A 24,767-nucleotide genomic window follows, 5' to 3' on the forward strand; every position below is an offset into this window, starting at 1 on the left:
AATCGCCTAAATCGTCATTAGCCAGTTATCAAAATTCTGCCTAGACTGCGCCGGTATCCCGTCACCACAGGACTGACGATGTCGGCAACAAAACCCAGGCTGCGCTCCGCTCAATGGTTCGGCACGAACGACAAGAACGGCTTCATGTACCGAAGCTGGATGAAGAACCAGGGCATTCCCGATCACGAATTCGACGGCCGGCCGATCATCGGCATCTGCAACACGTGGTCCGAACTGACGCCGTGCAACGCGCACTTTCGCAAGCTCGCCGAGCACGTGAAGCGCGGAATCTCGGAAGCGGGCGGCTTCCCGGTCGAGTTCCCGGTGTTCTCGAACGGTGAATCGAACCTGCGGCCGTCCGCGATGCTCACGCGCAATCTTGCGTCGATGGACGTCGAGGAAGCGATCCGCGGCAACCCGATCGACGCGGTCGTGCTGCTCGCCGGCTGCGACAAGACGACGCCCGCGCTGCTGATGGGCGCGGCAAGCTGCGACGTGCCGGCGATCGTCGTGTCGGGCGGCCCGATGCTGAACGGCAAGCTCGAGGGCAAGAACATCGGTTCGGGCACGGCCGTGTGGCAGTTGCACGAAGCGCTGAAGGCCGGCGAGATCGACGTGCATCACTTCCTGTCGGCCGAAGCCGGGATGTCGCGCTCGGCCGGCACCTGCAACACGATGGGCACCGCGTCGACGATGGCGTGCATGGCCGAGGCGCTCGGCGTCGCGCTGCCGCACAACGCGGCGATTCCGGCCGTCGATTCGCGCCGCTACGTGCTCGCGCACATGTCGGGCATCCGGATCGTCGAGATGGCGCTCGAAGGGCTCGTGCTGTCGAAGATCCTGACGCGCGCGGCGTTCGAGAACGCGATCCGCACGAACGCGGCGATCGGCGGCTCGACCAATGCGGTGATTCACCTGAAGGCGATCGCCGGCCGCATCGGCGTGCCGCTCGAACTGGAAGACTGGATGCGCATCGGCCGCGACACGCCGACGATCGTCGACCTGATGCCGTCGGGGCGCTTCCTGATGGAAGAGTTCTATTACGCGGGCGGCCTGCCGGCCGTGCTGCGCCGGCTCGGCGAAGGCGGGCTGCTGCCGCACCCGGATGCGCTGACCGTGAACGGCAAGTCGCTGTGGGACAACGTGCGCGAAGCGCCGAACTACGACGATGAAGTGATCCGTCCGCTTGACCGCCCGCTGATCGCGGACGGCGGGATCTGCATCCTGCGCGGCAACCTCGCGCCGCGCGGCGCGGTGCTGAAACCGTCGGCGGCGAGCCCCGAATTGCTGAAGCATCGCGGCCGCGCGGTGGTGTTCGAGAACCTCGACCACTACAAGGCGACGATCAACGACGAAGCGCTCGATATCGATGCGAGCTCGGTGATGGTGCTGAAGAATTGCGGGCCGCGCGGGTATCCGGGCATGGCCGAGGTCGGCAACATGGGGCTGCCGCCGAAGCTGCTGCGCCAGGGCGTGAAGGACATGGTGCGGATTTCCGATGCGCGGATGAGCGGCACCGCGTACGGCACGGTCGTGCTGCACGTCGCGCCGGAAGCCGCGGCCGGCGGGCCGCTCGCCGCGGTGCGCAACGGCGACTGGATCGAACTCGACTGCGAGGCCGGCACGCTGCATCTCGATATTACGGATGAGGAACTGCAGCGCCGCCTGTCGGACGTCGATCCGACCGCGGCGCCGGGCGTGGCCGGGCAGCTCGGCAAGGGCGGCTATGCGCGGCTGTATATCGATCACGTGTTGCAAGCCGACGAGGGGTGCGATCTCGACTTCCTGGTCGGCATGCGCGGCGCGGACGTGCCGAGCCATTCGCATTGAGCGGCGGGCGGTGACCGCCGGTTGTGCAGAGATACGGCCCGCGTAAGCGCTGAAGCGCTAACGTGGGCCGACAGGAGACAAGATGACGACGCAGTACACGCCCGCGCAGGCCGCGGCGGAACAGTCCGATTCGCCGGCAGCCGTCGACGAACGGCAACTGACCCGCCTGCTCACGCGCAAGCTGGTGCCGTTCCTCGCGCTGATCTACGTGGTCGCGTACGTCGACCGTACCGTCGTCGGCTTCGCGAAGCTTCACATGAACGCCGCGATCGGCCTCGGCGACGCCGCGTACGGGCTCGGCGCCGGACTGTTCTTCATCGGCTACTTCCTGTGCGAGGTGCCGAGCAACCTCGCGCTCGGCCGCTTCGGCGCACGCGTGTGGTTCGCGCGCATCCTCGCGACCTGGGGCGCGATCACGATGGCGATGGCGCTCGTGCAAGGGCCGACCAGCTTCTACGTGCTGCGCTTCCTGCTCGGCGCGGCCGAAGCCGGCCTCTATCCCGGCATCCTGTATTTCCTCACGCAATGGTTCCCGATGCGCGATCGCGCCCGCGTGATCGGCCTGCTCGTGCTCGCGCAGCCGCTCGCCGGTATCGTCACCGGGCCGCTCGCCGGATGGCTGCTGTCGACGCACGGGTGGTTCGGCCTGTCGGACTGGCAGACGCTGTTCGTCGTCAGCGGCTTGCCGGCCGTGCTGCTCGCATGGCCGACGCTGCGGCTGTTGCCCGAATCGCCCGCGCATGCGCGCTGGCTGAACGACGACGAACGCCGCTGGATCGCGCGGCAGCTCGCTGCCGACCGCGACACGTATCGCCCCGATTCGCACGGCAATCCGCTTGCCGCGTTGCGCGACCGCCGCGTGCTGCTGCTCGCCGCGCTGTTCCTGCCGTTCCCGCTGTGCATCTACGGGCTGTCGCTGTGGCTACCGACGATCATCCACGCGTTCGGCGCCGGCGATGCGACGACCGGCCTGCTGTCCGCGGTGCCCTACCTGTTCGCGGTGGTCGGCCTGCTCGTCGTGCCGCGCCATTCGGATCGCAAGCGCGAGCGCTACTGGCACATCGTCGTCGTGTCGGCGGCCGCCGCCGTGACGATGGCCGCGAGCGCGTGGGTGCGGCAGCCGGCGCTGCAATTCCTGTTCATCTGCCTCACCGCGTTCTCGCTCTATTCGATCCAGGCCGTCGTATGGGCGCTGCCCGGCGAATTCCTGGCCGGCACGAGCGCCGCGGTCGGCATCGCCGCGATCAATTCGCTCGCGAATCTCGGCGGCTACGTCGGGCCGTACGGGATCGGCCTGATCAAGGCATCCACCGGCAGCCTCGCGGCCGGCCTGTACTTTCTCGCGGCGACGCTGCTATTCGCGGTGCTGATGACGTTCGTGGTCCGGGCCGCGCTGCGCGCGCCCGAGCCGGCCGCGGGCGCATTCGCACGCGAATCCTGAACGCCTTGTTTTCCGGCTGAACGCCGATTCGACTGACGCAGGACCCACCATGACATCGAGCAGCACACCGCGCTATCGCGGCATCTTCCCCGTCGTCCCGACGACGTTTTCCGACACCGGCGAGCTCGACCTCGCGAGCCAGAAGCGCGCGGTCGACTTCATGATCGACGCCGGCTCGGACGGGCTGTGCATCCTCGCGAACTTCTCCGAGCAGTTCGCGATCACCGACGACGAACGCGACGTGCTCACGCGCACGATCCTCGAACACGTCGCCGGCCGCGTGCCGGTGATCGTCACGACGTCGCACTACAGCACGCAGGTCTGCGCGGCGCGCAGCCTGCGCGCGCAGCAGCTCGGCGCGGCGATGGTGATGGCGATGCCACCGTATCACGGCGCGACGTTCCGCGTGCCGGAAGCGCAGATCTTCGATTTCTTCGCGCGCGTGTCGGATGCGATCGACATCCCGATCATGATCCAGGACGCGCCGGCGAGCGGCACTGCGTTGTCCGCGCCGTTCCTTGCGCGGATGGCCCGCGAGATCGAGCAGGTCGCGTACTTCAAGATCGAGACGCCGGGTGCGGCGAACAAGCTGCGCGAGCTGATCCGGCTCGGCGGCGACGCGATCGAGGGGCCGTGGGACGGCGAGGAGGCGATCACGCTGCTCGCCGACCTCCATGCGGGCGCGACCGGCGCGATGACGGGCGGCGGCTTCCCGGACGGCATCCGGCCAATCCTCGAAGCATGGCGCGACGGGCGCCACGACGATGCGTTCGCGCATTACCAGACGTGGCTGCCGCTGATCAATCACGAGAACCGCCAGTCCGGGATCCTCACCGCGAAGGCGCTGATGCGCGCGGGCGGCGTGATCGCATGCGAGCGGCCGCGGCATCCGATGCCGGAACTGCACCCGGACACGCGCGCGGAATTGCTCGCGATCGCGCGCCGGCTCGATCCGCTCGTGCTGCGCTGGGCGCGCTGAGCGATTCGCGAAGGAGAGACGCACGATGAGCCATCCAATTTCGCTGGGTGTCGTCGGGATCGGCAAGATCGCCCGCGACCAGCATTTGCCGGCGATCGCCGCCGAACCGGGCTTCGCGCTGACTGCCTGCGCGAGCCGTCACGCGGAAGTCGACGGCGTGCGCAATTATCCGGATCTGAACGCGCTGCTGGCCGCCGAGCCCGAGCTCGACGCGGTATCGCTGTGCGCGCCGCCGCAGGTGCGCTACGCGCAGGCGCGCGCGGCGCTCGAAGCCGGCAAGCATGTGATGCTCGAGAAGCCGCCGGGCGCGACGCTCGGCGAAGTGGCCGCGCTGGACGCGCTGGCGCGCGAGCGCAGCCTCACGCTGTTCGCGACCTGGCATTCGCGCTGCGCGAGCGCGGTGGAACCGGCGCGCGCGTGGCTCGCCACACGCACGATCCGCGCGGTGCAGGTGCGCTGGAAGGAAGACGTGCGGCGCTGGCATCCGGGTCAGCAGTGGATCTGGGAGCCGGGCGGCCTCGGCGTATTCGATCCGGGCATCAACGCGCTGTCGATCGTCACGCGAATCCTGCCGCGCGAGCTCGTGTTGCGCGAGGCGACGCTGATCGTACCGAGCGACGCACAGATGCCGATCGCGGCCGAACTCGATTGCGCGGATACCGACGGCGTGCCGGTGCGCGCGGAATTCGACTGGCGCCACGGCCCGGTCGAGCAATGGGAGATCGCGGTCGACACGGCCGACGGCGTGCTCGCGATCAGCCGCGGCGGCGCGCAATTGTCGATCGCGGGCGAGCCGGTCGAGATCGGGCCGGAACGCGAGTACCCGGCGCTGTATGCGCACTTCCACGCGTTGATCGCGCGTGGCGAAAGCGACGTCGACGTGCGGCCGCTGCGGCTCGTCGCCGATGCCTTCCTGTTCGGCCGGCGCGTGCAGACCGACGCGTTCGGCCGCTGAACCTGCGTGCGCGTCGGCATGAAGCGCACGCGACGATTGATTGATATTTCGACACGCATCACGGCATCAGCCGATACCAAGGAGACACCATGAACCGCACGACTCACACGATCCGTCGACACACCCTGCGCGCGCTGCTGGCCGCGCTTTGCATCGCGCCGCTCGGGATGACGGGCGCCGCGCATGCCGATGCACCGCTGAAGATCGGCTTCCTCGTGAAGATGCCGGAGCAGGCGTGGTTCATCAACGAGCAGAACGCGGCGTCCGCGCTCGGCCAGAAGGAGAACTTCTCGGTCGTGAAGATCGGCACGCCCGACGGCGAGAAGGTGCTGGCCGCGATCGACAACCTCGGCTCGCAAGGCGCGCAGGGCTTCGTGATTTGCGCGCCGGACGTGCGCCTCGGGCCGGCGATCGCGTCGCGCGCGAAGCGCTACAACATGAAGTTCGTGACCGTCGACGACCAGCTCGTCGATTCGAGCGGCAAGCCGCTGCCGAACGTGCCGCACCTCGGGATGTCGGCGACCAAGATCGGCAACCAGGTCGGTCAGGCGATCTCCGACGAGATGAAGCGGCGCGGCTGGAAGCCCGAGGAAGTCGGCGCGCTGCGCATCACGAACTACGAGCTGCCGACCGCGAAGCTGCGCACCGACGGCGCGACGCAGGCGCTGCTCGCGAACGGCTTCCGCAAGGAGAACATCTTCGACGCGCCGCAGAAGACGACCGACGACGAAGGCGGCTTCAGCGCGGCGGCGCCGGTGCTCGCCCGCCATCCGAACGTGAAGAAATGGGTGGTCTACGCGCTGAACGAGGAAACCGTGCTCGGCGCGGTGCGCGCGACGGAACAGCTGCATATCCCGGCGGCCGACGTGATCGGCGTCGGCATCAACGGCGCGGGCGAGGCGTTTGCCGAATTCCAGAAGAAGGAGCCGACCGGCTTCTACGGGACGATCGCGGTCAGCTCGACGAACCACGGCAAGGACAGCACGCAGAACCTCGTCGACTGGATCCGTAACGGCAAGACGCCGCCGGCCGACACGCAGACGAGCGGCAAGCTGATGACCCGCGCGAACTGGCAGGCCGTGCGTGCCGAACTCGGTATCTGAGCGGGGCGAGGCGAGAACGCGATGACGATGCAGACGATGACGGCCGTGCGCGGCCACGACGCCGAAGCGGGTACGCCGCCGGACGGCCCGCTGCTCGCGCTTGACGGCATCACCGTGACGTTTCCGGGCGTGCGTGCGCTCGACGCGGTGTCGCTGTCGGTGCGCGCGGGCGAAGTGCACGGGCTGATGGGCGAGAACGGCGCGGGGAAATCGACGCTGCTGAAGGTGCTGTCCGGCGTGAACCACCCGCAGGCCGGCACGCTGACGCTGAACGGCACGGAGCAGCGCTTCGCGTCGACGCGCGCGGCACTCGAGGCCGGCATCGCGATCATCTACCAGGAGCTGCATCTGGTGCCTGAGCTGACGGTCGCGGAAAACCTGATGCTCGGGCAATTGCCGAGCCGGCTCGGCGTGGTCGACGAACGTGCGCTCGCCGCGCGCGCGCTCGATGCGCTGGAGCGGCTGGGCGAGCACATCGATCCGGGCATCCCGGTGAAGTATCTGTCGATCGGCCAGCGCCAGATGATCGAGATCGGCAAGGCGCTGATGCGCGACGCGCGCGTGATCGCGTTCGACGAACCGACGAGCTCGCTGTCCGCGCGCGAAACCACGCAACTGTTCCGGATCATCCGCGCGCTGCGCGCGGAAGGCCGCGCGATCATCTACGTCACGCACCGGATGGAGGAAGTGTACGAACTGTGCGACCGCGTGACGGTGTTTCGCGACGGCCGCCGCATCGATACGTTCGATTCCGTCGCCGATCTCGACCGCGACCGGCTGATCGGCTGCATGGTCGGCCGTTCGATCGAGGACGTGTACGGCTATCGGCCGCGCCCGGCCGGCGACGTGCTGATCGAAGCGAAAGGGCTGGCGGGGCCGGGGCTCGCCGAGCCCGTGTCGTTCACCGCGCGGCGCGGCGAGATCGTCGGCTTCTTCGGGCTCGTCGGCGCGGGCCGTTCCGAGCTGATGAAGCTGCTGTACGGCGCGGTGCGCCCGAGCGCCGGGCACGTCGAGCTGAACGGCAAGCGCGTCGCGTTCGGCAGCCCGCGCGACGCGGTGCGCGCCGGCATCGCGCTGTGCCCGGAAGACCGCAAGCAGGAAGGCATTGTCGCGATCGCGTCGGTGGCCGACAACCTGAACATCAGCGCGCGCCGTCATTTCAGCCCGGCGCGCGTGCTGCTCGACGGGCGGCGCGAACGCGAGCTCGCGCAGAAATACATCGAGCGCCTCGCGATCAAGACCCGCGACGGCGAAACGCCGATCGGCGCGCTGTCGGGCGGCAACCAGCAGAAGGTCGTGCTCGCGCGCTGGCTGGCCGAGCGCATCGACGTGTTCCTGATGGACGAGCCGACGCGCGGCATCGACGTCGGCGCGCGCGCGGAAATCTACAACCTGTTCTACGAACTCGCGGAAGCGGGCCGCACGGTGATCCTCGTGTCGAGCGATCTGGCCGAGGTGATCGGCGTGTCGGACCGCATCGTCGTGATGAAGGAAGGACGGATCGCGGGCGAGGTCGCGAAGGCGCAGGCGACGCCCGATGCGCTGATCAAGCTCGCGCTGCCGCGCTAGCGGCCCGCAGTCAAACTGGAAAGCAAACGTTATGAGCCAGGCAATGCAACCCCAACGTACTTCCCCCTCCCCGGATACCCCCGCCGTGCCCGCGCGCGCGCGCGGCGGCGTGTGGCAGCTGATCAACCGCTCCGGCATCGTGATGGTGTTCCTCGTGCTGTTCGCGACGCTGTCGCTGACCGTGCCGGACTTTCTCACGCCGCGCAACATCCAGGGCCTGCTGCTGTCGGTCACGCTGATCGGTTCGATCTCGGTGACGATGATGTTCGTGCTGGCGCTCGGCGAAGTCGACCTGTCGGTCGCGTCGATCGTCGCGTTCTCGGGTGTGGTCGCGTCGACGCTGATCACCGCGACGCACAGCATCGTGCTCGGTGTCGCGGCCGGCGTGCTCGCCGGCGGCGCGGTGGGGCTCGTGAACGGCGTGCTGATCGCGCGCTACCGGATCAACTCGCTGATCGTCACGCTTGCGATGATGGAAGTCGTGCGCGGGCTCGCATTCATCACGTCGAACGGCGACGCGGTGATGATCTCGGAAGAGCGCTTCTTCGATCTCGGCGGCGGGTCGTTCCTCGGCATCTCGTTTCCGATCTGGAGCAATATCATCGGCTTCGTCGTGTTCGGCTTTTTGCTGCGCAAGACGGTGTTCGGCAAGAACGTGCTGGCCGTCGGCGGCAACGGCGAGGCCGCGCTGCTCGCGGGGCTGCCGGTGATGCGCATCAAGATCGCCGTGTTCGTGCTGCAGGGGCTCGTGACGGGGTTTGCCGGCGTGATGCTCGCGTCGCGGATGAGCCTCGGCGACCCGAAGACGTCGGTCGGCCTCGAGCTCGGCGTGATTTCCGCGTGTGTGCTCGGCGGCGTGTCGCTGACGGGCGGCGTCGCGACGATCTCCGGCGTGCTGGTCGGCGTGCTGATCATGGGCTCCGTGCAGGACGCGATGAGCCTGCTGAACGTGCCGACCTTTTACCAATATCTGATACGCGGCGGAATTCTGTTGCTCGCGGTGCTGTTCGACCAGTATCGTCGCAACCAGCGGCGCGCGATGAAGATCTGATTTCGGTGATTGCGCGGCCGCCCGCGAACGCGACAGATCAGATATTGGAGACGGCATGCAACAGACTCATCCGGGCACGGCGGCGACGCTGCTGGCCGACAGCCGCAACACGCTCGGCGAAGGCGCGACGTGGTGCGACAGGACGCACGCGCTGTACTGGGTGGACATCGAAGGCGCGCAGCTGTGGCGCTGCCGCGCGGACGGTTCCGATCTCACGCAGTGGGCGATGCCGGAACGGCTCGCGTGCTTCGCGCTGACCGACGACCCGGACGTGCTGCTCGTGGGGCTCGCGACGCATCTCGCGTTCTTCGACCTGCGCAGCGGCGCGTTCACGCGGATCGTCGACGTCGAGCCCGAGCTGCCGACGCGGCTGAACGACGGGCGCTGCGATGGGGCCGGCGCGTTCGTGTTCGGGATGAAGGACGAAGGCGGTGAGCCGCCGCGCGCGGTCGGCGGGTTCTATCGGCTCAATCCGGATCTCACGCTCCAACGGCTTGCGTTGCCGCCGGCCGCGATCGCGAACAGCATCGGGTTCTCGCCGGATGGGTCGAAGATGTATTTCTGCGATTCGCTGGTGCGCGAGATTTTTGTGTGCGATTACCGCTCAGGTGGTGACGTCGCGAACGTGCGGCCATTCGCGCGGCTAACCGATGCCGATGGCGACCCGGACGGCTCGATCGTCGATCGTGACGGCGGACTGTGGAATGCGCAGTGGGGTGGGCGGCGGGTGGTGCGTTATGGGCCGGATGGAGTCGAGACAGATCGCGTTGAAGTGCCGACCGCGCAGCCGAGTTGCGTTGCGATTGATGGCGAAGGCCGGTTGTATGTGACGAGTGCGCGTGTTGACCTGAGCGACGACGCGCTGGCGGGCGATGCGCACGCGGGCGGTGTGTTCGTCGCGCAGACGCGCCATGTGGGGCTGCCGACCGCGCGGTTTGCGGGGACTCGTACTGGATGAATAGCGGGTGTGGACGGCAGGTTCTATCGGCTGGCAACCGGAAGTTGCTCAGAATGACGAAAGCCCCCGGCTTGTGAAGGTCGGGGGCTTTTGTTTTGCACACGATCACCACAATTAAAATAAAGGTAGTCGGGCGCGAATCCAATCCCATTTGGTAGGCGGAATCGCAAGTAACTGCATCACATCGCTGCTCGAGCTATCGTAATATACGATTCCGCCGGCACCATCTACCAGTTCTCGCTCGGTCGCCGAATTTACGTAGTATGAAAAATAGCGTTGAGCGCGCAATTCCCCAGTTCCGTCAAAAAGCTGAAGCCTCACTTCATGCCCATTCCGAACATACGCGCCGCACAACTTTGCGTAATATTCCACACCTCCAAATTCTTTCTTCCCTCCATTCAGTTATTTTTCAAAAAAATCACATTGACCATAATTGGGTCTGGTCATATGAATGGAAAAGCCAATCAGCAAAAACACAAGAATGGCTAGCCCAGTGATTTTTGGGAGGCTGGTCTGCATATTTCTTCCTGTATTAACCATTGTTGGTTTCAGTATCGCAGTCACTGTTCTTTTACCCCGTCACGAAGTGACGAACCATTTTCAAGATGAGAATCGATTGTTTTTGGTAATTTAATGGATGTGCGGACCGATAATTTCGTACTTATACGAGGCAACTGAGAACATGGAGGGACGCTGAGCGTGATGTCGCGACTATGCGTTCGTCCCCCCCACCTGCTGGTAAGATGGCCCGCAATTCCACCCAGCACGCGCCATGAGTTCCACCCCGACCAAGCCCGCCCGTTCGAAACCCGCCGCGAAGGACGCTGCCCGCTCCCCGGCCGACAAGCCGAAGCCGCGCGTGCAACAGCGCCTGACCTACGTGATCGGCGGCCTCGACCGGCTGCTGCGCCGCCACATGACCGACGCGCTCGCGCCGCTCGGCATCACGCTCGCGCAATACACGGCGCTGTCGGTGCTCGAGGCGCGCGGTGCATCGTCGAACGCGCAGTTGGCCGAGCGCTCGTGGATCACGCCGCAATCGGCGAACGAGGTGATGAGCGTGATGGCCGCCCGCGGTTTCGTCACGCGCGAAGCCGACCCGTCGCATGGCCGCATCATCCTGCTGACGCTGACCGCCGCAGGCGCGGCGATGCTGCGCGAATGCGAAGCCGCGCTGCGGCCGGTCGAGGCGCGCATGCTCGGCGACATCCCGGCCGACGACGCCGCGCACGTGCAGCGCGCGCTCGAACTGTTCTCGCGCAACCTGCGCGGCTGACGGCTTCCCGCATTTTCGCGACGCGGACCCGCCGCCAGACCCGCGCTCGTTTCGTCCACGCCATCGACGGTCGCCCCACCGCTCCCTGATTTCCCGCCGCTTTCTCCGCGTTCCGCTCCGGGTTTACACCGGCGCTCGTGCCGCTTGCAATATCAGGTAGCCTGATATTAAATGAAGTCGTCCGCAGCACGCATGCTGCGCACCGAATCGCACTGGAAACGAACGACAGGAACAGACAATGAGCAAGTACGACAACCGCTGGCAGACCGTTGAAGTGAAAGTGGAGGCCGGCATCGCGTGGGTCACGTTGAATCGCCCCGAGAAGCGCAACGCAATGAGCCCGACGCTGAACCGGGAGATGCTGGATGTCCTCGACGCGGTCGAGTTCGACGACGAGGCGAAGGTGCTGGTGCTGACCGGCGCGGGCGCCGCGTGGACGGCCGGCATGGATCTGAAGGAATATTTCCGCGAGATCGACGGCGGCTCCGACGCGCTGCAGGAAAAGGTGCGCCGCGACGCGTCGGAATGGCAGTGGCGCCGTCTGCGGATGTACAACAAGCCGACGATCGCGATGGTGAACGGCTGGTGCTTCGGCGGCGGGTTCTCGCCGCTCGTCGCGTGCGACCTCGCGATTGCGGCGGACGACGCGGTGTTCGGGCTGTCGGAGATCAACTGGGGCATCCCGCCCGGCAACCTCGTCAGCAAGGCGATGGCCGATACGGTCGGGCACCGCCGCGCGCTGCACTACATCATGACCGGCGATACGTTCACCGGTGCGGAAGCGGCCGAGATGGGCCTCGTGAACAGCAGCGTGCCGCTGGCCGACCTGCGCGACGCGACGATCGCGCTCGCCGCGCGGCTGATGGACAAGAACCCGGTCGTGCTGCGCGCGGCGAAGCACGGCTTCAAGCGTTCGCGCGAACTCACGTGGGAGCAGTGCGAGGATTACCTGTATGCGAAGCTCGACCAGGCGCAACTGCGCGACCCGGAGCGCGGCCGCGAGCAGGGGCTGAAGCAGTTCCTCGACGACAAGACGATCAAGCCGGGCCTGCAGGCATACAAGCGCTGAGACAAGCGCGGACGCAGCCGCCGGCTTCCCCGCCGGCGTAATCGCAAGAGACAGGCAAGGCAGGAGACGACAATGACCGACAGACGGATGCTGATCGGCGGCGAGTGGTGCAACGCCCGCGACGGCCGCACCTTCGATCGCTTCAACCCCGCGACGGGCGTGCTCGCATCGCGCGCGCCGGCGGCCGGCGTGGCCGACGCCGACGCGGCGATCGACGCCGCGCATCGCGCGTTCCCCGCGTGGGCGGCCCTCGCGCCGACCGAGCGGCGCCGCCGGCTGCTGAAGGCGGCCGACCTGATGGACGCGCGCATCGACGAAATCATCGCGACCGGCGTCGCCGAAACCGGCGCGACGCCCGGCTGGCTCGGCTTCAACGCGACGCTCGCCGCGAACATGCTGCGCGAGGCCGCGTCGATGACGACGCAGATCGCCGGCGACGTGATTCCGTCCGACGTACCGGGCAACCTCGCGCTCGCGATGCGCGTGCCGTGCGGGGTGGTGCTCGGCATCGCGCCGTGGAACGCCCCGGTGATCCTGGGCACGCGTGCGCTGGCGATGCCGCTCGCATGCGGCAACACGGTCGTGCTGAAGGCGTCCGAGGCGTGCCCGGGCGTGCATGCGCTGATCGGTGCGGTGCTGGACGAAGCAGGGCTCGGCGCGGGCGTGGTGAACGTGATCACGCACGCGGCGGCCGATGCGCCCGAGCTCGTCGAGCGGATGATCGCGCATCCGCATGTGAAGCGGATCAACTTCACCGGGTCGACGCACGTCGGGCGCATCATCGCGCGCCACGCGGCCGCGCACCTGAAGCCCGTGCTGCTCGAACTCGGCGGCAAGGCGCCGGTGCTCGTGCTCGACGATGCCGATCTCGATGCGGCCGTCGACGCGATCGCGTTCGGCGCGTTCTTCAACCAGGGGCAGATCTGCATGTCGACAGAGCGTGTGATCGCCGCACGGCCGATCGCCGACGCGCTCGTCGAGCGGCTCGCCGCGAAGGTGCGCCCGCTGGTCGCGGGCGATCCGCTGGCCGGCCATCCGCTCGGCACGATGGTCGATGCGTCGGCCGCCGCGCGCGCGGCGTCGCTGGTCGAGGATGCGCGTGCGCTTGGCGCGCAACTGCCGCTCGGCTGTCGCGTCGAAGGCGCGACGATGCAGCCGGCGATCGTCGACGGCGTCACGCGCGACATGCGGCTCTATCGCGAGGAGTCCTTTGCACCGGTCGTCGCGATCCTGCGTGCGGACAGCGACGACGAAGCGGTGGCGCTTGCGAACGACAGCGAATTCGGGCTGTCGGCGAGCGTGTTCAGCCGCGATATCGCACGTGCGATGGCGGTCGCGCGCCGGATCGAATCGGGGATCTGCCACGTCAACGGGCCGACCGTGCACGACGAAGCGCAGATGCCGTTCGGCGGCACGAAGGCGAGCGGCTACGGCCGCTTCGGCAGCCGCGCGTCGATCGCCGAATTCACCGAGCTGCGCTGGATCACCGTGCAGACCGCGCCGCGCCATTACCCGATATGAGCGAGCCGACGATGAATGCAGAGAAGGCGCCGCTTCAGGTCGGCCAACACGCCGACGCCGTGCGCTATCGCGCGGCCGCCGTCGCGGTCGGCGCGGCCGAGATTCGCCGCGACGACGACGGCACGTGGTACCTGCGCTCGCGCGAGCCGCTCGGCGATTACCCGACGCGCCTTACCGACTGCCTCGTGCGCGGCGCGCACGCGCATCCCGACCGCGTGCTGGCCGCGCGGCGCGGCGCCGATGGCCGCTGGATCGAGATCACGTATGCACAGATGCTCGAACGCGCGCGCGTGCTCGGCCAGGGCCTCGTCGATCTCGGGCTGTCGGCCGAGCGTCCGCTCGCGGTGCTGTCCGGCAACGATCTCGAGCATCTGCAGATGATGTTCGCGGCGATGCTGGCCGGCGTGCCGTATTCGCCGATCTCGCCCGCGTATTCGCTGGTGTCGACCGACTACGGCAAGCTGCGTCACACGCTCGGCGTGCTGCGGCCGGGTGCGGTGTTCGTTGCCGACCGCGCGCCGTTCGCGCGTGCGCTCGACGCGACGTTGCCGGCCGATGCGACGCTGATCGTGGCCCGCGACGCCGATGCGCAAACCGATGTCGAGCGCCGCACAGTGCCGCTGTCGCGCCTGCTCGCCACCGTTCCGCGCACGATCGACGCGATCCACGCGGCGGTCGGCCCCGACCATCTCGCGAAGGTCCTGTTCACGTCCGGTTCGACGAAGCAGCCGAAGGCCGTGCCGACCACGCACCGGATGCTGTGCAGCAACCAGCAGATGCTGCGCCAGACGATGCCGGAACTCACGCGCGAGCCGCCGGTGCTGGTGGACTGGCTGCCGTGGAATCACACGTTCGGCGGCAGTCACAACCTCGGCATCGCGCTGTACAACGGCGGCACGCTGTATATCGACGACGGCCGCCCGATGCCCGGTCGCTTCGACGAAACCGTGCGAAACCTGCGCGAGATCGCGCCGACGATCTACTTCAACGTGCCGAAGGGCTGGGAAGAGCTGACTACCGCGCTCGAACGCGATGCCGAGCTGCGCGATACGTTCTTCTCGCGCGTGAAGCTGTATTTCTTCGGCGGCGCGGGGCTGTCGCAAGCCGCGTGGGACCGGCTCGACCGCGTGACCGAAGCGCACTGCGGCGAGCGCATCCGGATCATGGCCGGCCTCGGGATGACGGAGGCGTCGCCGTCGTGCCTGTTCACGACGGGGCCGCTGATGCGCGCCGGCTATATCGGGCTGCCCGCGCCCGGCTGCGACGCGAAGCTCGTGCCGTGCGGCGGCAAGCACGAACTGCGCTTCAAGGGGCCGAACGTGATGCGCGGCTACTGGCATGCTGACGTCGATCCGCGCGACGTGTTCGACGAAGAAGGCTACTACCGCAGCGGCGACGCAGGCGTCTTTGCCGATCCGCAGCGACCGGAACTCGGGCTGCTGTTCGACGGGCGGCTGACCGAGGACTTCAAGCTGAGCAGCGGCACGTTCGTCAGCGTCGGGCCGTTGCGCGCGAATGCAGTGTCGACCGGCGCGCCGTACGTGCAGGACGTGGTCGTCACCGGGATCAATCGCGACGACATCGGCTTGCTGGTGTTCCCGCGCGTCGATGCCTGCCGTGCGCTGGCGGGGCTCCCGGCCGATGCGCCCGTGACCGACGTGCTGCGCGCGCCGGCCGTGCGCGCGGCGTTCGCGGCGTGGCTCGCCGCGCTGAACCGCAACGCGAGCGGCGGGTCGACGTTCGTTGCGCGGATCCGGCTGATCGACACGCCGCCGTCGCTCGATCTCGGCGAAGTGACCGACAAGGGTTCGCTGAACCAGGCGGCCGTGCAGAAGCATCGCGCGGCGACGATCGACGCGCTATACGACCCGGCGCGACGCGATCCCGACGTGATTTACGCGTAAGCAGCACGCACGGGCAGTTGCAGCGGTAAGCAGCACGCACGCACAACGACCGGCCGGCCACGACACCGGCAGGCATTTTTTCGGCCAGTGAATCAGGTTGCCTGATAAAGGCGGCCGTTCATACGACACCTCGCGCGCCGAACCGCCACTGGCCGGCGGCGGCGCGCGGCGGCCGTTGCAGGGCCGACCGACTACAAAGACATGGGAATGGAGACATGAACACTTACGTTGCCGAAAAATCCACGGTCGCGACCACGCTCGCGCTGTGTTTCGCGATCGCTCTCCTCGAAGGGCTCGACCTGCAGTCGGTCGGTGTCGCCGCGCCGCGCATGGCGCGCGAATTCGGGCTGTCCGTGTCGCAGATGGGCATCGCGTTCAGCGCGGGCACCTTCGGGCTGCTGCCGGGCGCGATGCTCGGCGGGCGGCTCGCCGACCGGATCGGCCGCAAGCGCGTGCTGATCGCATCGGTCGTGCTGTTCGGGCTGCTGTCGATCGCGACCGCGCAGGTATCGACGTTCGCGATGCTCGTCGTCGTGCGCGTGCTGACCGGCATCGGCCTCGGCGGCGCGATGCCGAACCTGATCGCGCTGTCGTCCGAAGCGGTCGAGCCGCGCTCGCGCAGCAGCGCGGTCGCGACGATGTACTGCGGGATTCCGTTCGGCGGCGTGATCGCGTCGGTGATCGGCGTGCTGCTCGCGGGCGACACCGAATGGCGGCACATCTTCTACGTCGGTGGCGTGGGCCCGCTGCTGCTCGTGCCGCTGCTCGTGTGGTGCCTGCCGGAATCGCGCGCGTATCTCGACGTCGCGGGCACGCAGGCCGCGCGTACCAGCGTCGGGAAGACGCTGTTCGGCGACGGCCGCACGACGTCGACGGTCGCGCTGTGGGTCAGCTACTTCTGCACGCTGATCGTCCTCTACTTCCTGCTGAACTGGCTGCCGTCGCTGATGGCTTCGCGCGGGCTCGATCGCGCACATGTCGGCCTCGTGCAGATCGCGTTCAACGTCGGCGCGGGGCTCGGCGCGCTCGGCATCGGCGCGGCGCTCGACCGCATGCGCGCGTCGCGCGTGGTCGGCGGCATGTATGTCGGGATCGTGCTGTCGCTCGCCGCGCTCGCGGCCGCGCCCGGTTTCGCGTCGCTCGCGGCGGCCGCGTTCGCGGCGGGGATGTTCGTCGTCGGCGGGCAGTCGGTGCTGTATGCGCTCGCGGCGATCTACTACCCGACCGCGATGCGCGGCACCGGCGTCGGCGCGGCGGTGGCCGTCGGCCGGCTCGGTTCCGTCGTCGGGCCGCTCGCGGCCGCGACGCTGCTGGCCGCGGGCCGCAGCGCGCCGGTCGTGATCGGCGCGAGCATTCCCGTCACGCTCGTCGCGGCCTTCGCTGCATTCGTGCTGATTCGTCGCCCGCAAGCCGACGACTAACGTTTCGTTTTTTTTCAAGGCGCGCCGTCAGAGCGCGCAATTCAACACGGTCTGGAGACGCAACGAAATGAAGACGAAGACAAGGAACGGCCTGCTGGCCGCCGGCGCGTGCTGCGCGCTTGCCGCGCCGGGCGCGCACGCGCAGTCGAGCGTGACGCTGTACGGGATCATCGACACGGGCGTCGAGTTCGTGTCGCACGCGAACGCGGCCGGCGACCACGTCGTGCGGATGCCGGGCGTGACGGGCGAGCTGCCGTCGCGCTGGGGGCTGCGCGGCACCGAGGATCTCGGCGGCGGCTACCAGGCGGTGTTCACGCTCGAAAGCGGCTTCAACGTGCGCGGCGGCGATCTCGGCCAGGGTGGCCGGCTGTTCGGGCGCCAGGCCTTCGTCGGGCTGAAGAGCGGCTTCGGTACGCTCGCGTTCGGCCGTCAGTACACGATGACCTATCTCGCGCTGCAGGGCGCGGACATCATCGGCCCCGACATCTACGGGCTCGGCTCGTTCGACGCGTATGTGCCGAACGGCCGCGCCGACAACGCGGTGACCTACGTCGGCGCGTATCGCGGCGTGACGTTCGGCGCCGCGTATTCGTTCGGCCGCGACGGCGCGGGCACCGGCAACTCGCCGGGGCAGGGCACGTGCGCGGGGCAGGTGCCGGGCGACGCGGTGCAGTGCCGCAACTGGTCGGTGATGCTCAAGTACGACAGCGCGTACTTCGGTGCGGCGGCATCGTACGAAGAACAGCGCGGCGGCACCGGCGCGGCCGCCAACTTCTTCGACGGCGTGGCGCCCGTCCCGTTCACGAGCAGCGGCGGCAAGGATGCGCGTACGCACGTGAGCGCGTATGCGCAGGCGGCCGGCGCGAAGATCGGCGCGGGCTGGATCGGGCGGCGCGTGTCGACCGGTTCGCCAGCCGCGCCCGGCGCGCATTCGGATCTGTTCTTCGTCGGCGCGTCGTATGCGGTGAAGCCCGATTTCATCGTCGACGGCGAAGGCTACCGGATCGTCAACAGCGCGCACGACACGCGCGCGACGATGGCCACGCTGCGCGCGACCTATCTGCTGACCAAGCGCACGGCCGTCTATGCGCAATCGTCGTATCTGTGGAACAGCGCGCACGCGCGCTACTCGGTCAGCGGCGGCGGGCCCGGCACGACGCCCGGCGCAGGGATGGGGCAGCTCGGCGCGATGGTCGGCGTGCGGCACATGTTCTGATTCAGCGGCGTGACGAACCGAATGGGAGTTATCTTGAACAGGAAATCTGCATTCCTCTGTATTGCGCCGCTGTCCGCCGCCGCCCTGCTCGCCGGTTGCGGCGGCGACGATTCGATCGGCGCGCCGCCCACGCACCTGAGCGCCGCGACGCCGGCCGCGATGGCGCAGACCTGCGACGCGCTCGCCGCGAAGCTCGCGTATGCGAACACGTCGTTCACGTCGGCGACGACCGCGGCGGTCGGCGCGCTGACGGTGGCCGGCAAGCCGGTCGCCGAGCACTGCGTGATCGCCGGGAAAATGAACGAGCGCGTGAGCGCGGTGGACGGCAAGACTTATGCGATCGGCTTCGAGATGCGCTTGCCGAAAGCATGGAACGGCCGCTTCTTCTACCAGGCGAACGGCGGGCTCGACGGCAACGTCGTGACCGCGACCGGCGAGATCGGCGGCGGCGGGCCGCTGACCAACGCGCTGAACCAGGGTTTCGCGGTGATCAGCTCGGATTCCGGGCACAGCGCCGCGCAGAATCCGCTGTTCGGCCTCGATCCGCAGGCGCGGACCGACTACGGCTACGGCGCCGTCGACGCGCTGACGCCGATGGCGAAGCAGGTGATCCGGCTCGCGTACGGCAAGGCGCCCGATCGCAGCTATTTCGGCGGCTGCTCGAACGGCGGCCGTCACGCGATGGTCACGGCGGTGCGCAATCCGGCCGACTACGACGGCATCATCGCGGGCGATCCGGGCTTCCATCTGCCGAAGGCGGCGATCGGCGAGATGTACGGCGCGCAGCAGTTCGCGAAGATCGCATCGGCCACGGGAACGAACGGGTTGCCGGATATCCGCAGCGGTTTCAACGATGCGGAACGCCAGTTCGTCGGCGCGAAGATTCTCGAAAAATGCGACGCGCTCGACGGCGCGGCCGACGGGATGGTGCAGGACGTCGCCGCGTGCCAGGCGCACTTCAGCGTCGATGCCGATGTTCCCACCTGCGCGAACGGCACGCGCACCGGGTCGTGCCTGACGCCTGCGCAGAAAACCGCGCTGGAGAACGTGTTCGCCGGGGCGCGCAACAGCGCGGGCACGGCGCTGTACGCGAGCTTTCCGTACGATCCGGGCCTGTCGGGCCCTGGCTGGGCTGCATGGAAGCAGTCGAACTCGATCATGCTCGACCCGGCCGCGATGGCGTTCACGTTCATGACGCCGCCGAAAACCGCCGCGGTTCTCGCGAACCTCGCCGGCTTCGCGCTCGGCTTCGACATGGACAACGATGCGCCGGCAATCTTCGCGACGAACGGCACTTATACGCAATCGTCATGGTCGTTCATGACGCCGCCCGACGAGACGAACCTCGCCGCGCTGAAGTCGCGCGGCGCGAAGCTGCTCGTCTATCACGGCACGGGCGACCCGGTGTTCTCGTTCAACGACACGCGCGACTGGTACGCGCAGGTCGCGCAGGCGAACGGCGGTGACGCGTCGAGCTTCGCACGCTTCTATCCGGTGCCGGGGATGAACCACTGCTCGGGCGGGCCGGCCGCCGACCAGTTCGACATGCTGACGCCGCTCGTCGCGTGGGTCGAACAGGGGCAGGCGCCCGCGGCGGTCGTGGCTGCCGCGCGCGACACGACGAACGCGGTGCCGAACGCGGACGTGCCGACGTCATGGGGTGCGGGGCGTACGCGGCCGCTGTGTCCGTATCCGCAGGTTGCGCGCTACAACGGTTCGGGCGACTTGAACTCGGCGGCGAGCTTCAGTTGTCGTTGAGGTAACCGTCGATGGGAAACGGCCGGCGCACGTTGTCTCGCGCCGGCTGTTTCATCGCCGCATTCACATTCACTCGCCGGCATCGACCGGCACGTCGAGCCCGACCTTCACGCGGCTCATGCTGACCAGCGTCTTGAACCGCTTCACGTTGTTGTTCGCGAAGAACAGCTCGCGCGTGAGCGCGTTGTACTGATCCATGTTGCGCACCGCGAGGATCAGCACGAAATCCCATTCTCCCGTCACGTAGTAGCACTGCTGAATCTGCGGGCAGCGCTCGAACGCGCGTTTCATCGCGTCGAGCTGGTCGATCTGCTCGCTCTCGACCTCGACGTTCACGACGATCGTCAGCGGATGATCGACCTTGTCCGGCGCGACGACGGCCGTATAACGCTCGATCACGCCCGCTTCCGCGAGACGCCGCAGCCGCCGGTTCACGGCGGCGGTCGACAGGTTGACGCGCGCGCCGAGCTCGGCCTGCGGCGTCTGCGCGTCGCGCTGGACTTCCATCAGCAGCTTGCGATCGAACGCATCGAGTGGAGTCGTCATGATGGCGCGTGCAACCTCGAAAGAATGAGAAATTTTTGCATCGAAGCGGTCGATTTGGCGATTTCGTTCACCCGCCTGCGCAATATTATTTTTCCAACCGACGGCGCGCAACCCGCGCCTGCCCGACCCGACTCACCCGACGGACCGCCCGAGGTCCCGCTCCGGAGCCTTTCGCCATGCTGATCGCCAACCCGCGCGCGTCGCGCACCGCCTACCCGAACGCGCTGCGCCGCGTGATGAACATCGCGTCGGCCGACGAAAGCGGCGCATGGCTCGCGCACTGGCCGCTCGTCGGCAATGCACGCACGCCGCTGCGCGCGCTGCCCGATCTCGCCGCGCGGCTCGGCGTCGCGAGCGTCAGCGTGAAGGACGAGTCGTGCCGTTCGCCGCTCGGCAGCTTCAAGGCGCTCGGTGCGCCGATCGCGCTGGTGCGGCTCGTGAAGCGGCTGCGCCGCACGCAGGCACTCGATCCGCAAGGGCTCGTCACTGGCCGCTACGCGTCGGAACTGGCCGACCTGACGGTGATCAGCGCGACCGACGGCAATCATGGCCGCGCGCTGGCCGCCGCCGCGCGCGCGATCGGCTGCGGCTGCGTGATCGTGCTGCACGCGCACGTCGACGCCGAGCGCGAACGCGCGATCTCCGCGTACGGCGCGCGGATCGTGCGCATCGCGGGGAACTATGACGAATCGGTCGTCTGCGCGGCGCAGCTCGCGCAGGCGAACGGCTGGTACGTCGTGTCGGATACGTCGTACGACGGCTACGAAGCGATTCCGCGCGACGTGATGCAGGGCTACGGCGTGATCGCCGCCGAAGCGGCCGCGCAGGCCGCGGAGGAAGACGGGCGGCCGTTCACGCACGTGTTCCTGCAAGGCGGCGTGGGCGGCCTCGCCGCGGGCGTCGCGAGTTACCTGTGGGAGCGTGACGGCGTGCAGCGGCCGCGCTTTGTCGTCGTCGAGCCGCGCCAGGCCGACTGCCTGTACCAGAGCGCGCTGGCCGGCCGCGCGACGAAGGCGAGCGGCAGCGTCGATTCGGTGATGGCCGGGCTCGCGTGCGGCGAGGCGTCGCCGCTCGCGTGGGATTTCCTCGAGATGTGCATCGACTACTTCATGCTGATCGACGACGACGACGCGGTGCAGGCGATGTGCGGCCTCGCGGCCGGCAGCGAACGCGACGTGCCGCTCGTCGCCGGCGAATCGGGCGCGGCCGGTGTGGCGGGGCTGGCCGTGTTGATGCGCGACCCGGCGCGCGCGCGGCAGGTCGGGCTCGACGCGAACGCGCGCGTGCTGGCGATCAACACGGAAGGGGCGACCGCGCCGTCCGTGTACCGGAACTGCGTCGGCGAGACGGCCGACGCGGTGCTCGCGCGCCAGCGCGACTGGCTGAGCCGCGCGGCGGTGGCGGCCTGAACGACATGACCATCGACATGACCACCGACGAGGCGAACGCAATGGACGCAATCGACGCAACGGCAGAAAGCACGCTGCAGGGCCGACTGAAGACCTGGCGCAGGTATCTGCACCAGCACCCGGAAACCGGTTTCGAAGAGGTGAACACGTCGGACTACGTCGCGCGGATTCTGACGACGCTCGGGCTCGACGTGCATCGCGGCATCGGCGGCACGGGGCTCGTCGCGAACTTGACGGCTGGCACCGGCCAGCGCGCGATCGGCATTCGCGCGGACATGGACGCGCTGAACATCGTCGAGCACGCGCCGGGCCGCGAACACGTGTCGCGCACGCCCGGCAAGATGCATGCGTGCGGGCACGACGGCCACATGTCGATGGTGCTCGGCGCCGCGCAGCTGCTGGCCGAGCGCAAGGATTTCGACGGCACGGTGCGCTTCATTTTCCAGCCGGCGGAAGAGCACGGCCGCGGCGCGAAGGCGATGATGGCCGACGGGCTGCTCGAGCGCTTTCCGGTCGACGCGATCTTCGGTGCGCACAACATGCCGGGCATGCGCGCGGGCACGTTCGCGACGCGTGCGGGCGGCATCATGGCGAGCGAAGACAATTTCGTGATCCGGATCGACGGGCGCGGCACGCATGCGGCGCGGCCGCACATGGGCATCGATCCGATCGTGATCGGCGCGCAGGTCGTGCTCGCGCTGCAGACGATCGTGTCGCGCAATCTCGACCCGGGCCAGCAGGCGGTGATCTCGTGCACGGAATTCATCACCGACGGGCTGCGCAACGTGCTGCCGTCGACAGTGACGATCAAGGGCGACACGCGCAGCTATTCGCGCGACGTGCAGGCGCTGCTGGAGGCGCGGATGCGCGAGATCAGCGAAGGGGTCTGCCGTGCGCACGGTGCGGCCTGCACGTTCGAGTACACGCACGAGTTCGCGCCGACGGTGAATTCGCCGGAATGGGTCGACACGGCCGTGCAGGCCGCCGCGCACGTCGCGGGCGCCGATGCGGTGAACGCCGACGTGCAGCCGATGATGATCTCGGAGGATTTCGGCGCGTTCCTGCAGGCGGTGCCGGGCAATTTCGTGTTCATCGGCAACGGCGAAGTGGCCGGGCAGGGCGGCGTGCCGCTGCACAACGCGACGTACGATTTCAACGACGAGATCTTGCCGACCGGTGCGCGCTATTTCGCGGAAGTGGCGCGGCGCGCGTTGAAGGCGGCGTAGCGGCGCGGGGCACTGCGTATTCGGTTCGCCGCGCGTGCGGTGCACTTCGTCATCGACGACGCGTCGATGCTCGAGCGCACCGGTTTGCCGGCGCGTCGAGGATCGTCCGTCGTCGCATTCGATCAACCGGCCAGTTCACCCAAGCACGCATCGAACTGTGCGACGAGCGTATCGACATCGTCGGCCGTCGTTTGCGGGCACACGAGCATCATGTTGTGGAACGGCGTGATCAGCACGCCGCGATTCAGCAGGTACAGGTGCACGATGTGCTCGAGTTCGCTGTCGAGTTGCGCGCCGGCCAGCGTGCCGTTGCGCGGCGGCACGGGCGCGAACTGAAACTCGGTGCGCGCGCCGATGCGGGTCACGCACCACGGCAGCCGGTGTTTTGCGATCGCCTGGTCGAGCCCGGTCGCGAGCCGTGCGGCGAGTGCGAACATGTGCGCATACGCGGCGTCGGTCGCGACTTCGGCGAGCGTCGCGCGCATCGCATGCATCGCGAGCATGTTCGCGGTGAGCGTCGTGCCGATCCCCGAATGGCCGGGCGGCGCGTTCAGCTTCGCCGCTTTCGCGCGTTCCGCGAATTCGGCGCTGAAGCCGTACACCGCGCACGGCACGCCGCCCGCGATCGGCTTGCCGACCACCAGCATGTCCGGTTCGAGGCCGTGCGCGACCGCGTAGCCGCCGGGCCCGCTGCTGATCGTGTGCGTCTCGTCGATCACCAGCAACGTGCCGTGGCGGCGCGTCAGTTCGCGCGCGGCCTCCCAGAAGCCGGGGTCGGGCAGCACCATCCCGATGTTCGTCATCGCGGGCTCGGCGAGCACGCACGCGACGTCGCCGTCCTTCAGCGCCGCTTCGAGCGCGTCCAGATCGTTGAATTCGACGACGCGCGTGTTCGCGAGCAGGTCGTACGACTGCCCGAGCAGACTGTCGCGCTGCACCGGGCGGCCGTCGACGAGATCGACGAACACGTCGTCGACGGTGCCGTGATAGCAGCCGTTGAACACGACGATCGTGTTGCGGCCGGTGGCCGCGCGCGCCCAGCGCAGCACGAAGCGGTTCGCGTCGCTCGCGCTCAGCGCGAATTGCCAGACCGGCAGCTGGAAGCGGCGCGCGAGTTCGCGCGACACCCAGGCGGCGTCCTCGCTCGGCAGCATCGTCGTATAGCCGCGCGTGGCCTGCTCGACGAGCGCGCGGGCGACCGGTTCGGGCGCATGGCCGAACATCGCGCCCGTATCGCCGAGGCAGAAGTCGACGTAGCGATGACCGTCGACGTCGGTGAACGTCGCGCCGCGTGCTTCCTTCACGTATAGCGAGAACGGCGTCGACCAGTCCTGCATCCAGTGCAACGGCACGCCGAACAGCAAGTGCTCGGACGCTTCCGCGGAGAGTGCGCGGGAGACCGGCATGGCTTCGGTGAACGCGCGGCGCTCGCGATCGAACAGCGCGCGGGCGCGGATGAGGTCGACTCCGTGGCGGGTAGGCAAAGGCAGCTCCTCGGCTGTGGGGAGAGGGGAAACGATAGCGCGGGCAGCAGG

20 protein-coding genes are annotated in these 24,767 nt (G+C 68.2%); 18 read left to right on the forward strand and 2 right to left on the reverse strand.

The features are described 5' to 3' along the window. Positions 1–78: 78 nt before the first annotated feature. The 16 genes from HWX55_RS02530 to HWX55_RS02605 all read left to right on the forward strand — a co-directional run bounded on the left by HWX55_RS02530 (position 79) and on the right by HWX55_RS02605 (position 20,051). Positions 79–1,830 carry an IlvD/Edd family dehydratase gene (locus HWX55_RS02530; protein WP_089470867.1) on the forward strand — a complete coding sequence of 584 codons (1,752 nt, stop codon included), beginning with the start codon at positions 79–81 and terminating at the stop codon, positions 1,828–1,830. Between the two features lie 82 nt (positions 1,831–1,912). Further along, positions 1,913–3,271 carry an MFS transporter gene (locus HWX55_RS02535; protein ID WP_175973710.1) on the forward strand — a complete coding sequence of 453 codons (1,359 nt, stop codon included), beginning with the start codon at positions 1,913–1,915 and terminating at the stop codon, positions 3,269–3,271. Positions 3,272–3,320: 49 nt separating this feature from the next. Then, entirely contained in the window at positions 3,321–4,250 is a 930-nt protein-coding gene (locus tag HWX55_RS02540; protein ID WP_175973712.1) for a dihydrodipicolinate synthase family protein, read from the forward strand. Between the two features lie 25 nt (positions 4,251–4,275). Beyond that, complete coding sequence (locus HWX55_RS02545; protein WP_175973714.1) at positions 4,276–5,205, forward strand: Gfo/Idh/MocA family oxidoreductase; 930 nt, start codon at positions 4,276–4,278, stop codon at positions 5,203–5,205. Between the two features lie 89 nt (positions 5,206–5,294). Next, the gene (locus HWX55_RS02550) at positions 5,295–6,308 is read left to right on the forward strand and encodes an arabinose ABC transporter substrate-binding protein (protein ID WP_175884365.1); all 1,014 of its coding nucleotides are present in this window, start codon (positions 5,295–5,297) and stop codon (positions 6,306–6,308) included. A 21-nt stretch (positions 6,309–6,329) separates the two neighbouring features. Then, complete coding sequence (gene araG / locus HWX55_RS02555) at positions 6,330–7,877, forward strand: L-arabinose ABC transporter ATP-binding protein AraG (protein ID WP_175973716.1); 1,548 nt, start codon at positions 6,330–6,332, stop codon at positions 7,875–7,877. Positions 7,878–7,908: 31 nt separating this feature from the next. Beyond that, complete coding sequence (araH, locus tag HWX55_RS02560) at positions 7,909–8,928, forward strand: L-arabinose ABC transporter permease AraH (RefSeq protein ID WP_175973718.1); 1,020 nt, start codon at positions 7,909–7,911, stop codon at positions 8,926–8,928. Between the two features lie 55 nt (positions 8,929–8,983). Then, on the forward strand, positions 8,984–9,886 hold the full coding sequence (locus tag HWX55_RS02565; protein WP_175973720.1) for an SMP-30/gluconolactonase/LRE family protein: 903 nt from the start codon (positions 8,984–8,986) through the stop codon (positions 9,884–9,886). Positions 9,887–10,149: 263 nt separating this feature from the next. After that, positions 10,150–10,383 (forward strand): hypothetical protein, encoded by a 234-nt coding sequence (locus HWX55_RS02570; protein ID WP_175973722.1) that lies wholly within the window; start codon positions 10,150–10,152, stop codon positions 10,381–10,383. A gap of 275 nt (positions 10,384–10,658) precedes the next feature. After that, a complete protein-coding gene (locus HWX55_RS02575) occupies positions 10,659–11,162 on the forward strand; it encodes a MarR family winged helix-turn-helix transcriptional regulator (protein ID WP_175973724.1) in 504 nt (167 codons plus the stop codon). 238 nt (positions 11,163–11,400) lie between these two features. Then, complete coding sequence (locus HWX55_RS02580; RefSeq protein ID WP_175973726.1) at positions 11,401–12,231, forward strand: p-hydroxycinnamoyl CoA hydratase/lyase; 831 nt, start codon at positions 11,401–11,403, stop codon at positions 12,229–12,231. 72 nt (positions 12,232–12,303) lie between these two features. Continuing rightward, a complete protein-coding gene (locus tag HWX55_RS02585) occupies positions 12,304–13,752 on the forward strand; it encodes an aldehyde dehydrogenase (RefSeq protein ID WP_175973728.1) in 1,449 nt (482 codons plus the stop codon). Positions 13,753–13,763: 11 nt separating this feature from the next. Next, a complete protein-coding gene (locus tag HWX55_RS02590) occupies positions 13,764–15,656 on the forward strand; it encodes a feruloyl-CoA synthase (RefSeq protein ID WP_175973730.1) in 1,893 nt (630 codons plus the stop codon). 215 nt (positions 15,657–15,871) lie between these two features. Next, entirely contained in the window at positions 15,872–17,077 is a 1,206-nt protein-coding gene (mhpT, locus tag HWX55_RS02595; protein WP_175973732.1) for a 3-(3-hydroxy-phenyl)propionate transporter MhpT, read from the forward strand. Between the two features lie 67 nt (positions 17,078–17,144). Continuing rightward, positions 17,145–18,293, forward strand: coding sequence for a porin (locus tag HWX55_RS02600; RefSeq protein ID WP_050013420.1), 1,149 nt, complete (start codon positions 17,145–17,147; stop codon positions 18,291–18,293). Positions 18,294–18,326: 33 nt separating this feature from the next. Beyond that, entirely contained in the window at positions 18,327–20,051 is a 1,725-nt protein-coding gene (locus HWX55_RS02605; protein ID WP_175973734.1) for a tannase/feruloyl esterase family alpha/beta hydrolase, read from the forward strand. A 69-nt stretch (positions 20,052–20,120) separates the two neighbouring features. Here HWX55_RS02605 and HWX55_RS02610 read toward each other — a convergent pair whose 3' ends face one another. Continuing rightward, positions 20,121–20,597, reverse strand: a complete 477-nt coding sequence (locus HWX55_RS02610) for an Lrp/AsnC family transcriptional regulator (RefSeq protein ID WP_059581607.1) — start codon at positions 20,595–20,597, stop codon at positions 20,121–20,123. Between the two features lie 176 nt (positions 20,598–20,773). Between HWX55_RS02610 and HWX55_RS02615 the strand changes: the two genes are divergently transcribed. Together HWX55_RS02615 and HWX55_RS02620 are read left to right on the forward strand one after the other, a co-directional pair. Continuing rightward, positions 20,774–22,006, forward strand: a complete 1,233-nt coding sequence (locus tag HWX55_RS02615; RefSeq protein ID WP_175973736.1) for a diaminopropionate ammonia-lyase — start codon at positions 20,774–20,776, stop codon at positions 22,004–22,006. A gap of 41 nt (positions 22,007–22,047) precedes the next feature. Further along, a complete protein-coding gene (locus tag HWX55_RS02620; RefSeq protein WP_175974143.1) occupies positions 22,048–23,232 on the forward strand; it encodes a M20 aminoacylase family protein in 1,185 nt (394 codons plus the stop codon). A gap of 122 nt (positions 23,233–23,354) precedes the next feature. Here HWX55_RS02620 and HWX55_RS02625 read toward each other — a convergent pair whose 3' ends face one another. Further along, complete coding sequence (locus HWX55_RS02625) at positions 23,355–24,716, reverse strand: aspartate aminotransferase family protein (RefSeq protein ID WP_175973738.1); 1,362 nt, start codon at positions 24,714–24,716, stop codon at positions 23,355–23,357. Positions 24,717–24,767 lie beyond the last annotated feature (51 nt).

The organism is Burkholderia sp. BCC1047, assembly GCF_902833155.1.
GTDB lineage: Bacteria > Pseudomonadota > Gammaproteobacteria > Burkholderiales > Burkholderiaceae > Burkholderia > Burkholderia sola.